The organism is Streptomyces sp. E2N166 (assembly GCF_003671715.1).
GTDB lineage: Bacteria > Actinomycetota > Actinomycetes > Streptomycetales > Streptomycetaceae > Streptomyces > Streptomyces thinghirensis.
Genome location: NZ_RAIF01000006.1, coordinates 825259 through 836821 on the forward strand (window position 1 = coordinate 825259; position 11563 = coordinate 836821).

An 11563-nucleotide genomic window follows, 5' to 3' on the forward strand; every position below is an offset into this window, starting at 1 on the left:
CGCGGGGCGGGGGCGGGGTGGCTTCCCTCGCGCTCCGAGCGGGCCGCGCGGGCCAGCGCCCGGGCCGTGTCCTTGGGGCGGCGGTCGTTGGTCAGCAGACCGAGCCCGTACTCCAGCTCGGGGAAGTCGGCCAGCGCCCGGGACACGTCGTGGGAGCACCACCAGGTGACGCCCCACAGGTCGGGGCAGTCCAGGGCGTTCGCGATGGTGGCCTCGGTGAAGGCGGCGGCGTGCTCGGCGGGGACGAGGGGTGCGGGGGCGCCGACCTCCTGGAGCCACACGGGGCGGTGCGGTTCGTCGGCCCAGGCCTTGCTCAGCTCGATCAGGTAGGCGGCGTGGTGCTCGCTGGGCACGGAGGTGCGGCCGTGGCGCTGGGCGGTGCCGTTGAAGACCCAGGAGTGCACGGCCGTCACGGCGCCACGGCGGGCGGCCTGGGCGGGGGTGAAGGGCTGGTCGTCCTGGTACCAGGTGGCGTCGTACTCGGCGTGCAGGTGCATCCGTCCCGGGGCGCCCTCCTCGCAGGCGGCGAGCATCCGCTCCAGCCAGGCGTCGATCTGGTCGGCGGTCGCCCGGTCCGGGTCGGGGTGGGGTCCGGCGGAGAACTGGTTGACCTCGTTGCCGAGGGTCATGCCGAGGAAGTTCGGCCGGCCGGCTAGGGCGGCGGCGAGGGTGCGCAGGTAGGCGGCCTGGCCGTCGACGACCTCCGGGTCGGTGAACAGGTTGCGGCGGTGCCAGGTGCGGGTCCAGGCGGGCAGGTAGTCGAAGCTGCTCAGGTGGCCCTGGAGGCCGTCCACGTTGACGTCGAGGCCTCGCTCGCCGGCCGCGTCGACCAGCTCCACCAGGTGCCCGACCGCGCGGTCGCGGATCAGGGTGCGGTTGGGCTGGAAGTAGGGCCACAGCGGGAAGACCCGGATGTGGTCCACGCCCAGGGCGGCTATGGAGTCGAGATCGGCTCGTACGGAGTCCGGGTCGAAGTCGAGCCAGGAGTGGAACCACCCTTCGCTGGGCGTGTAGTTGACGCCGAAGCGCACGGCAGAAGGCATGCGGTGTCCTTGTGAGGGGGAAGTCGGTGGATCAGCCCTTGACGGCGCCCTCGCCGACCCCGCGGAAGAAGTACCGCTGGAGGCAGGCGAAGAGGATGATGAGCGGCGCCACGGCGATGATCGTGCCCGCGGCGACGAGGCGTTCGTCGTTGGCGAAGGTGCCGTGCAGGTAGTTGAGGCCGATGGTGAGCGTGAAGTTGGACGGGTCGCTCAGCACGATCAGCGGCCACAGGAAGTCGTCCCAGGCGCCCATGAAGGCGAAGATCGCGACGACCGCCAGGGTGCCCTTCACGGCGGGCAGGGCGATGCGCAGGAACCGCTGCCAGACGTTGGCGCCGTCGACGTAGGCCGCCTCCTCGATCTCGTAGGGGAGGTTGAGGAAGGCGTTGCGCATCAGCAGGACGTTGAGGGCGCTGACGCAGCCGGGCAGCAGGACGCCGATGAGGGTGTTGTTGAGGCCCAGCTCCCGCATGGTGGTGAACTGGGCGATGATGATGCCCTCCACCGGGACGAGCATGGTCAGGATGAAGACCAGGGTGGCGACGCGGCGGCCGCGGTAGCGCAGCCGGGCCAGCGCGTAGCCCGCCAGCGCGGCGCCGACGCAGTTGGTCACGACGTTGGCGACGGCGACCTTCAGCGAGTTGAGCGCGTAGTCCCAGACGGGGATGGTCTCGGCGACCCGCTCGTAGTTGTGCAGGGTGGGATCGGAGGGCAGGAACCTGGGCGGGGAGCTGAAGATGTCCTCCGTCGGGCCCTTCAGCGAGGTCGACAGCTGCCACACGAACGGGCCGATGGTCAGGGCGAGTACGCCGAGCAGCAGCAGGTAGCGCAGGGCGAGTTCCCAGACGCGCACCCGCCGTCCGTGCTCGTCGGTGATCCGGGGCTTTCGGGCCGGGGCCGGTGCCGGCTGCTCGGGGGTGGCCCGGACCTTGTCCATGACGCTCACGACTCCTCCTTCCGGTCGGCGCGCAGTACGAGCAGCATCAGGACGAGGGTGACGACGAAGACGACGACGGAGATGGCCGAGGCGTAGCCGACGCGTCCGGTCAGGCCGGTTCCGGTGCGCTGGACGAGCATGACGAGGGTGGTGTCCTCACCCGCCGGGCCCCCGTCCGGGCCGGCCATCAGGTACACCTCGGAGAAGACCTTGAACGCGGCGACCGAGGCGAGGGCCGCGACCAGGACCATGGTGGAGCGCACGGCGGGCACGGTGACGGTGAAGAAGCGGCGCAGCGCGCCCGCACCGTCGACGGCGGCGGCCTCGTGCAGTTCGCGGGGGACGTTGGCGAGCGCCGCCAAGTAGATGATCATGTAGTAGCCGAGGCCCTTCCAGACCGTGACGGCCATGGCGCTGAGCAGGATCAGCCACTGGTCGCTGAGGAAGCCGATCCGGCCGACGCCGATGGTCTCCAGCACCGCGTTGACCAGGCCGCGCTCGTCCAGCAGCCACACCCAGATCAGCCCGACGACGACGATCGAGGCGACGACGGGGGTGTAGAAGGCGGACCGGAAGAAGGTGATGCCGGGAATGGTCTTCTGCACCAGCATCGCGAGCAGCAGCGGCAGCAGGACGAGTGCCGGTACGACCCCGAGGACGTACAGGGTGCTGTTGCGCAGGCCGATCCAGAACATGTCGTCGTGCAGCAGTTCACGGAAGTTGGCGAGGCCCACGAACTCACCGGGCACCAGGGTGCGGCGGTCGGTGAAGGAGTTGACCAGCGTCGAGACGAACGGGTACAGGATGAAGGCGCCGGCGACCAGCAGCCCGGGGGCGGCGAACAGCCAGGGACTGGTCGGCAGTTGGCGGCGCACCCGGCGCGTGCCGGAGGACACGGTGGAACTCGCCACGGCGCTCAGCCCTGCTGCTTCAGGAGCCGGTCACAGGCCTTGACAGCGTTGTCAAGAGCTTCCTCCGGGCTCTGCTTGCCCTGGAGCGCCTTGGCGACCTCGTTGCGCAGCTCGGTCTTCATCTGTTCGCTGAAGAGCACCGGCGTGTAGTTGACCGCGGTCTTCAGCGACTTGGCGGCGGCCACCCGGACCCGGGTCTCGTCGGTCCCGTCCTCCTCGGTGAAGTACGCGTCGTCCAGCGAACCGGCACTGCTCGGGAAGACGGCGACCTGCTTCGCGAACGACATCTGGTGGGCGGCGTCGGTGACGAAGCGGGCGAATGCGACCGCGGCGGGCTTGCGCTCGCTCCGGGAGTTCACCAGCAGGCCCATCACGTACATGTTGACGTGACCGGTGCTGGTGATCTGGTCGGTGATGCCGATGTTCTCGTACAGACCGGGGGCCTGCTTCTTGAAGTTGGCGAGATCGAGGGCGCTGCCGGGGTTCATGGCGACCGCGCCGGTCAGGAACTTCTTCCCGGACGACTCGGGCGTGGCCGTGAGCGCCTGCGAGTCCAGGCCTCCGGCGTCGTACAGCTCCTTGTAGCGGGTGAGGAGTTCGACGCCCTTGGCGTCGTCGAACGCGAAGGCCGTGCCCTCGTCGTTCATGAGCGGGACGCCGTAGCGGCCGAAATCCTCGATGGTGGGCACGTTGGCGAGCGTGGCCACCTCGCCGTCGGTCTTCCGGGCGAGCTGCAGCGCGGTGTCGAAGAGCTCGTCGTAGGTCGCCGGCGGCTCGCCGGCGTCGAGACCGGCCTTCTCGAACAGGGACTTGTTGTAGAAGAGCGGGCCGGTGTTGAGGTACCAGGGGAACGCGTAGGTCCCGTCCAGGCCCGGTACCTGCTGGCTGGCCCAGGCGGCCTCCAGGTACTCCTTCTTGTACTGCCCCGCGGCCTTGTCCAGATCGAGGGCGAGCCCGGCCTGGGCGAGCGGGGCGGCGAGGTCCGGGGAGACGTTGACGACATCGGCCAGGGTGCCGCCGGCGGCGTCGGCGCTGATCTTGTCGGCGTAGCCCTCGGCGGGCTGGTCGATCCACTTGACGTGGGTGCCGGGGTACTTCTCCTCGAAGTCCGCGATCAGGTCCTCGAAGTAGGGCTTGAAGTTGGCCCGCAGGTTCCAGGTCTGGAAGGTGATGTCGCCCTCGACCTTGCCGGAGGCGTCGGACGAGCCGCCGCCCCCTCCCGACCCGCAGGCGCTGAGCGGCAGGACGAGGGCGGCTACGGCTGCGACAGCGAGGCTTCTGCGCGATGTGGGCACGGTGACACGTCTCCCTGGAGGACGTCGACGGCTGGATGCCAGCGACCATGCACGGCGAGTTCCCGGAAAGTCAATGGATTCAGAGGAACTAAAGCGAAACGAGCAGCATTAGTCCAGGTCACAGCGCGTATGAGAAGTGACTTGCCACCGCTTACTAATGCGCTTTAGGATCTTTCTGCTCAAGCGCTTTAGCTCGGGCTTCAACTCACGCACTGGGGAAAGGGGCGTGCATGCCGGCCAAGCGGCCTGCCGCGCGCCGGCCGACGATGAAGGACATCGCGCGGCGGGCCGGGGTCTCCGAGAGCGCGGTCTCCTTCGCGCTGAACGACCGGCCGGGGGTCTCCGAGATCACCCGGGACCGGGTGCGCCGGGTGGCCGAGCAGCTCGGCTGGCGGCCCAGTACGGCGGCCCGCGCGCTGTCCGGCGAGGGCGCGGCGACGGTCGGCCTCGTACTGGCGCGGCCCGCGCACACCCTCGGTGTGGACTCCTTCTTCCTGCAACTGGTCTCCGGCATCCAGGAGGTGCTGGCACGGCGTCACCTCGGTCTGCTGTTCCAGGTGGCGCAGGACGTCGACGACGAGTGCGCGGTCTACCGGCGCTGGTGGGCCGAGCATCGTGTGGACGGCGTCCTGGTGGTCGACCCTCGCACCGACGACCCGCGTCCGGACCTGCTCGACGAACTCGGCCTGCCCGCCGTGGTGATCGGCGGGGCGCCCGACCAAAGCCATCCGGGGCTTTCGTCGGTGTGGGCGGACGACGCGGGCGCGATGGCCGCGCTGGTGGACGGGCTGCACGCGCTCGGCCACCGGCGGATCGCGCACATCGCCGGGCTGCCGGGCCTCGCGCACACCGAGCGCCGTATCAGCGCCCTGCGCGCCGAGGCGGAACGCCGGGGCCTGACCGAGGTGCGGTCGGTGCCCACCGACTACTCCGACGCGGAGGGCGCCGCCGTCACCCGCCGGGTCCTGGAGGCCCCCGCTCCGCCGACCGCCCTGATCTACGACAACGACGTGATGGCCGTCGCCGGGGTCGCCGCCGCGGCCGAACTCGGTTTCTCGGTACCGGCGGACGTGTCCGTGGTGGCCTGGGAGGACTCGGCGCTGTGCCGCATGGTCAAGCCGTGGCTGTCCGCGCTCTCCCGGGACAGCGTGGAGTTCGGCCGCACGGCGGCGACGGAACTGACCGCCCTGCTGGACGGCGGCCCCGCGCGGACGGTGCGGGTGCCGGTGCCGCGGCTGATCGAACGGGACAGCACGGGGCCGGCGCGGTCGCCCGGAACGGGACGACCGGCCTGAAGAGGGGCGACTCGAACGGGGAGAAGGGAGACGATCGGCCTGAACGAGGGGCGGCTCGATCGGGGAGAGAGGAGACGATCGGCCCGAACGGGGCGGTCGGGGGGTCCCGGCTCTCGACGCGGGGGCGCCGGACGGGCAGAGTGCTCCCTGCGTACTCGCCGGTAATCACGTCCCGACGCCACCCTAGGAGCCCTCCGTGACCGACTGGGCCGGCCGCACCGCCGCAGAGATCGCCGCCGCCGCACGGGAGAAGCGGGCCACGCCCCGCGAGGTGGTGGCGGCGCACCTGGTCCGGATCGAGCGGCTCGACGGCCGCGTCGGCGCCTTCCGCGCGGTGCGCGCCGAGGCGGCGCTCGCCGAGGCCGAGGAGGTCGGCGCCCGAGGCGATCTGGGCGAACTGCCGCTGGCCGGTGTGCCGGTGGCGGTCAAGGACAATCTCGCGGTGCGCGGCGAGTCCACGCGCAACGGCTCCGCCGCGACGTCCGACACGCCCGCCGCGGACGACCACGTCACCGTGGCCCGGCTGCGGGCGGCCGGCGCGGTGGTGGTGGGGCTGACGACCGTGCCCGAGTTGTGCGTGTTCGGCACCAGCGAGGGCGTGCACGGCACCGCCCGCAACCCGTGGCACCCGGCTCGCTCGGCGGGCGGCTCCTCGGGCGGGAGCGCCGCCGCGGTCGCCGCCGGGATGGTGCCGATCGCGCTCGGCAACGACGGCATGGGTTCGCTGCGCATACCGGCGGCCAACTGCGGTCTGGTCACCATCAAGCCGGGGCACGGCGTGGTCCCGGCCGGGATCGGTGACGGCGACTGGTTCGGCATGTCGGAGAACGGGCCGCTGGCCACGACGGTCGAGGACGCGCGACTGATGCTGGCGGTGCTGGCGGACGACCTCGCGGACGGCGAGCCGCCGCGCCGCGCGGAGCCCGGCACCCTCCGCGTCGCCGTCTCCCTGCGCAGCCCCCTGGCCGGCGTCACCGTCTCCCGCCCTTACGCGGACGCCGTCCGCGAGGCGGCCGGGGTGTTGATGAAGGCGGGGCACCAGGTGCGGCGGGCGGACCCGCCCTATCCGGCGTCGCTGGGCCTGACCGCCCTGACCCACTGGACGGCCGGAGTGTCCGTGGACGCGCGGGAACTGGACCGGCGGCTGCTGGCCAGGCGGACGCGGGTGCACGCGGCCCTCGGGCGGCCCTTCGTACACACGGTCGCCACCGGCGAGGGCCAGGACCGGCTGCGCGGACGCCTGGAGCCGTTCTTCGCCGAGCACGACGTCCTGCTCACCCCCGCGCTGGCCCGCCGCTCCCCCGAGGCCGGGCCCTGGCACGAGCGGGGCTGGCTGCGCAACACCCTGGCCAACTCGGCGTACTCGCCCTTCACACCGCCGTGGAACCTGACCGGCTGGCCCGCGATGACGGTGCCGGTCGGCACCCTGCCGTCGGGCGCCCCCTGCGCCGTACAGCTGGTGGGGCGCCCGGGGTCGGAGGCGGCCCTGCTGGAGCTGGCGGAGCGGATCGAGGCGCTGCGCCCCTGGCGGCGGACGGCACCACTGGACTGAACGGCGTTCTACAGCGCCCGGTACATGACGTGCAGGCCGACCCGCCCGTGCCGTGGATGGTCGAAGGCATCCGGCACCGTACCCAGGATCGTGAAGCCGAGGGAGGTCCACAGCCTCACGGCCGGGTTGGTCTCGACGACGGCGTTGAAGACCATGCCGCGGTATCCGTCGGCCCTGGCGGCGGCCAGGATGTGTTCGGCGAGGGCCCGGCCGGTGCCGCGGCCGGCCCGGTCGGGGTCGACCATGAAGCCGGCGTTGGCGATACGGGCGGCGGGGCCGCCGTAGTTGGGGGTGACGTAGGCGGAGGCGACGACGGCGCCCGTGTCGTCCTCGGTGACGTAGACGCGTTTGGCGGGGTTCGTCCACAGGGCCCGGGCGTCCTCCTCGGACGTGTCCGGGTCCCAGGCGTAGGTTTCGCCGGCGGCGACGATGCGGTGCCAGAAAGGCCAGATCTGCGGCCAGTCGTCGGCCGTCGCTTCCCTGATCAGCATGGGCGTGAGTCTCGCACGCCCATGCTCGCGGCGGCTTCGGCGGGTCAGTCCACGCTGGGCAGGATGTGGGGCTCGGCGAGGTCGTCCTCGTAGCCCGCGAGACGGATGGGGGCCGACCGGGCCCACACGTCGAGGCTGCCGATCTCTCCGGGCCGGCGGCCCGCACGCTCGGTGCGTTCCTTCGGGCGTTGTTCTGGATTCGTCGTCGTCTCCGGTGTCACCGCGCACTCCTTATGTGTCGGATCACCCTCGGGGCCTGTCGGGCCGGTCTCCTGTCCGGCGCCCGGCGCCCGCTCGGGTGTGAGTCGAATGCAGTTCGGACGCGGTGGCGCCGGTCACTCGTGCGAGAGCAGGCCGTTGTGAACCGGCTTGTCCCATGACGGACCTTGGGTGTGGGTAGTGCCCTGTGCTGCCGTCCGTCTGCTCCAGATTAACCAAATGAGCGGGGGTGCGCTCTATGGGGCTCAAAACATGGGAGAACCATTGCCCTTCGTTCTGCGCACAGTTGGGCCCAGTCTGCCCGGTTTCGCACGCCTCTGCACCGTGTGCAACTCACCCATTCGGCCCACATCGCCGCCCGTACCTTCGATTGTCGGCGGCGACGGGTCGCGCAGTTAAGTCGCCGTTGGCTGCGGCGCAAGCTCGCCATGGTCTGCTGCCGGTCGGCAACTGCGCTCTCGTGGGAGGACCGAGGCATGGAACTGCGCAGCGTCGAGGAGCTGATGGACCTGCTGTACGCCTGCCGGGGCGAACGGTCCGCCGCCGAGCACGGCAGCGGGCACGGGGACCTGCACGGGCACGCGCTTCGGACAGCCGCGCTGCTGCGCCGGCGCCGCCCCGCCGACAAGGAGCTCCAGGTCGCCGGCGCCGGGGTGCGGGGAGGTCCATCGGGTCGAGGATCCCGGCGGCGAGGGTCAGCGCCCGCAGGCCGTCGGCGAGGGCGTGGTGGAACTTGAACAGCACGGCGAAGGAGCCGCCGTCCGCGCCCGGCAGCACGTGGGCCTCCCACGGCGGCCGGCCACGCTCCAGCGGGCGTCCCATGAGGAGGCCCGCCCGGGCGTGGAAGTCCGTCGTCGGGGCGTGCAGCCGGACGTGGTCGAGCGGGTCGAAGGCGGGGTCGGGCTCACGGGTCGCGCCGCCGAACGAGAACGGCCGGCGCAGGGCGAGCGGCGGCTGCCAGGTGTCCCGGATCCGCATCCGCAGTCCGGGCACCGCGGGGGCGCGGGCGGCGAGCAGGTCGGCCGCGTGGGCGCCCGCGGTGGGCGAGTCGGCCGTGAAGACCCCGAGCGCGCCGAGGTGCATGGGGTGCTCGGCGGACTCGATGTTCCAGAACGCGAGGTCGAGGGGAGCGAGCGGATCGGGACTCAAGGGCTTGCCTCGCAAGGACGACGCATGGACGACGGATGGACAAGCAGTCAATCGCCCTCCACCGATTACGGTCAAGTACGATCAAGCTACGCACAGTTAACAACAGATTAAAGTCCCGCCCCCAGCGGCAGGGGCAGGACTCCAGGGACTCATGGGGCGTCTGTGCTCAGGTCGGCGGAGGTGGCGCCGCCTGCGACGACGTTCCCCACCCGGACGGGTGCGGGCCGACCGTGAACCCGAGCGACCGGATGGAGCGCGGGACGCCGGTCGTCAGGTAGGTCCGGTCGTACGCGAAGCCGTCGGCGAGGTGCTCGCGGTTGGCCTCCCGGCCGACGGCCGGCGAGTCGGCGGACGGGATGCCGTCCGCAGCCGACGCCGGAGAGATGGGCCGGGGAGAACCCCCGGATGTGGGTGTCGGAGTGGTCGTGGCCCGTGTCGTGCCCGGTGTCCGGCGAGAACTGCACCGTGCCGAAGGGCACGGCCGCGCCGGGGTAGGTGTTGCCCTCGTTCTCCGTCCCGATGAACGGGTTCACCAGGTCGGCGAGGTGCTGGTCGGCCGGCTGTGCGGCCTGCGCCGCCGGGGCGGTGAACAGCGCGGACGCTGCCACCACCCCGGCCACGCACTAGGCGCAGACGCCGGGTGCCCCTCATGTGCGGTGACCTCCGGAAGGTCTGCGGTTCTCCGTGGTGCGCCGTGCCGTTCGCCCGGTGTCAGGCGGTCGGGCATCCCGCGGGGGTGGGCCGGGACGCGTCGTGGATCAGGGCCTCGTGGGCGGCCTTCACCCGCTCGACGTCCGGCTTGAGGACCTTGCGGTCGTAGGTCGTCAGGCCGTTCAGCTCGCCCTCGACGTCCGAGATCTGGGTGTAGACCGCGCCGTTGCTGCCCCGGCAGACCAGGGCGCGCACCTCGTCGAGCTTGGTGAGGTAGTCGTCGGTGTACGTCTGCGGGTCGACGTCGACGTACGACTGCTGCACCGACCAGGCGTGTCCGGGCACCGCGAGACCGAGGCCGCCGTACTCGCCGGTGACCAGGGCGCGTTCGCCGTCCGGGGAGGGCGGCAGGGCGGGGCTCGGGTAGCCGTGCTCGTCCATGATGTCGCCGGCGCCGCCGTCGGCCCCGAGGTTCAGGCCCGACTGGTTGTTGACGAGGCGGGTCGGGTCCCAGGCCTTGGCCTGCTCGGCGACGCGCTTGATGTCGTACTGGCCCCAGCCCTCGTTGAAGGTGACCCACATGATGATCGACGGGTGGCTGACGTGTTCGTCGATCATCTCCTTCATCTCGCGCTCGAACTCGGCCCGGGATGCGGCGTTCGGATTCACCCCCGGAGTCATGGAGGGCATGTCCTGCCACACCATCAGGCCGAGCTTGTCGGCCCAGTAGAACCAGCGGTCCGGCTCGACCTTGATGTGTTTGCGCACGGAGTTGAACCCGAGCTGCTTGTGCAGTCTCAGGTCGTGCGCGAGGGCCTCGTCGGTGGGCGCGGTGTGCAGGCCGTCCGGCCAGAACCCCTGGTCGAGGGTGGCCATCATGAACACCGGTTCACCGTTGAGGACCGTGCGCGGAACGCCGTTCACCTTCTCGACGGCGATCGAGCGCATCCCGAAGTAGCTGTCGACGCGGTCGCGGCCGACGGTGACCTTCAGGTCGTAGAGGAAGGGGTCGTCGGGCGACCACAGGCGCGGGTCGTGGATCGTCAGGGTCAGCGGCTCGCCGGTGCGTCCGCTCGCCGTGGCGACCCTGCGGTGTCCGGCGTACGCCGTCGCCTTGACCCGTACGCCGTCGCGCACGCCCTTCGGCTCGACGGTCAGGGTGCCCGCGTCGACGTCCGGGGTCAGCTTCAGGGAGTCGACGTGGTCCCGGGCGACCGGCTCCATCCAGACCGTCTGCCAGATGCCGGAGCTGGGCGTGTACCAGATGCCGCTCGGGTCCAGGCTCTGCTTGCCGACCGGCGGGTTCTCGCCGCCCCGCGCGTCGGTCGGGTCGTGGACGCCGACGATCAGCTCCTGGGTGCGGCCCGGCTTCAGCGCGTCGGTGACGTCGGCGCTGAACTTGTCGTACCCGCCCTTGTGGTCGGCGACCTTGGTGCCGTTGACGTACACCTCGGACTGCCAGTCGACGGCGCCGAAGTTGAGCTTCAGCCGCTGCCCCGAACCGATGTGCCAGTCGCGGGGCACGGTGAAGGTCCGGCGGTACCACATGCGGTCCTCGTGCCGCTGGATGCCGGAGAGCTGGGACTCCACCGGGTACGGGACGAGGATCCGCTCCTTGAGGTTCTTGCCGACCGGCGGCTGCTCGCCCGCCTCGGCGGCGGCGAACTGCCAGCGGCCGTTGAGGTTGCGCCAGGCGTCCCGCGTCAACTGCGGGCGCGGGTACTCCGGGTGGGCGTTGCCCGGGCCGACCTCTTCGGCCCAGTCGGTGCGCAGCTCGTAGGTGGACTTGTTGCCGCCACTGCTCCAGAAGGCGTTGACAACGTTGCCCTCGGCGTCGGAGAGGCCGCCGTCCCCGTCGTAGCGGACGTCGGCGGTGCCGGGCGCGTCGCCGTTCTTGTTGCCGACGACGGGCTGGTCGAGGGCGACGAGGAGGGCGGTGGGGTCGGCGGGGTCGACCTCGGCCTCGCCCAGGGGCCACTTGGCGCCGCCGATCACCGCTTCGAGGTGGTCGGTGAGGCCG

The 11563-nt window shown here is 71.4% G+C and carries 10 protein-coding genes and 1 pseudogene; 2 read left to right on the forward strand and 9 right to left on the reverse strand.

What is annotated here, in order from left to right; all coding sequences use genetic code 11:
* From EBH09_RS04245 to EBH09_RS04260, 4 genes are all read right to left on the reverse strand, one after another.
* A partial coding sequence (locus EBH09_RS04245; RefSeq protein ID WP_238697217.1) for a cellulase family glycosylhydrolase occupies nucleotides 1–1043 on the reverse strand: 1043 nt, incomplete at its 3' end.
* Between the two features lie 31 nt (nucleotides 1044–1074).
* Entirely contained in the window at nucleotides 1075–1980 is a 906-nt protein-coding gene (locus EBH09_RS04250; protein ID WP_121746233.1) for a carbohydrate ABC transporter permease, read from the reverse strand.
* 5 nt (nucleotides 1981–1985) lie between these two features.
* Entirely contained in the window at nucleotides 1986–2891 is a 906-nt protein-coding gene (locus EBH09_RS04255; protein WP_193776100.1) for a sugar ABC transporter permease, read from the reverse strand.
* A 5-nt stretch (nucleotides 2892–2896) separates the two neighbouring features.
* On the reverse strand, nucleotides 2897–4186 hold the full coding sequence (locus tag EBH09_RS04260; protein ID WP_121745640.1) for a sugar ABC transporter substrate-binding protein: 1290 nt from the start codon (nucleotides 4184–4186) through the stop codon (nucleotides 2897–2899).
* A gap of 230 nt (nucleotides 4187–4416) precedes the next feature.
* On the opposite strand from EBH09_RS04260, the gene EBH09_RS04265 reads away from it, so the two are divergent.
* Together EBH09_RS04265 and EBH09_RS04270 are read left to right on the forward strand one after the other, a co-directional pair.
* Nucleotides 4417–5481: a LacI family DNA-binding transcriptional regulator gene (locus EBH09_RS04265; protein WP_121745641.1), complete on the forward strand. Its 1065-nt coding sequence runs from the start codon at nucleotides 4417–4419 to the stop codon at nucleotides 5479–5481.
* Nucleotides 5482–5677: 196 nt separating this feature from the next.
* Nucleotides 5678–7033, forward strand: coding sequence for an amidase family protein (locus EBH09_RS04270; protein ID WP_121745642.1), 1356 nt, complete (start codon nucleotides 5678–5680; stop codon nucleotides 7031–7033).
* An 8-nt stretch (nucleotides 7034–7041) separates the two neighbouring features.
* On the opposite strand, the gene EBH09_RS04275 is transcribed toward EBH09_RS04270, so the two are convergent.
* The 5 genes and pseudogenes from EBH09_RS04275 to EBH09_RS04305 all read right to left on the reverse strand — a co-directional run.
* Complete coding sequence (locus tag EBH09_RS04275) at nucleotides 7042–7524, reverse strand: GNAT family N-acetyltransferase (protein WP_121745643.1); 483 nt, start codon at nucleotides 7522–7524, stop codon at nucleotides 7042–7044.
* A 44-nt stretch (nucleotides 7525–7568) separates the two neighbouring features.
* Nucleotides 7569–7745, reverse strand: a complete 177-nt coding sequence (locus tag EBH09_RS04280) for a hypothetical protein (protein WP_121745644.1) — start codon at nucleotides 7743–7745, stop codon at nucleotides 7569–7571.
* A 331-nt stretch (nucleotides 7746–8076) separates the two neighbouring features.
* Nucleotides 8077–8892: a wax ester/triacylglycerol synthase family O-acyltransferase gene (locus EBH09_RS38555; protein ID WP_238697178.1), complete on the reverse strand. Its 816-nt coding sequence runs from the start codon at nucleotides 8890–8892 to the stop codon at nucleotides 8077–8079.
* Nucleotides 8893–9254: 362 nt separating this feature from the next.
* Nucleotides 9255–9543 (reverse strand): annotated as a pseudogene (locus EBH09_RS04300) (glycoside hydrolase family 92 protein); the annotation flags it as partial.
* A 60-nt stretch (nucleotides 9544–9603) separates the two neighbouring features.
* A partial coding sequence (locus tag EBH09_RS04305) for a glycoside hydrolase family 2 TIM barrel-domain containing protein (RefSeq protein WP_121746234.1) occupies nucleotides 9604–11563 on the reverse strand: 1960 nt, incomplete at its 5' end.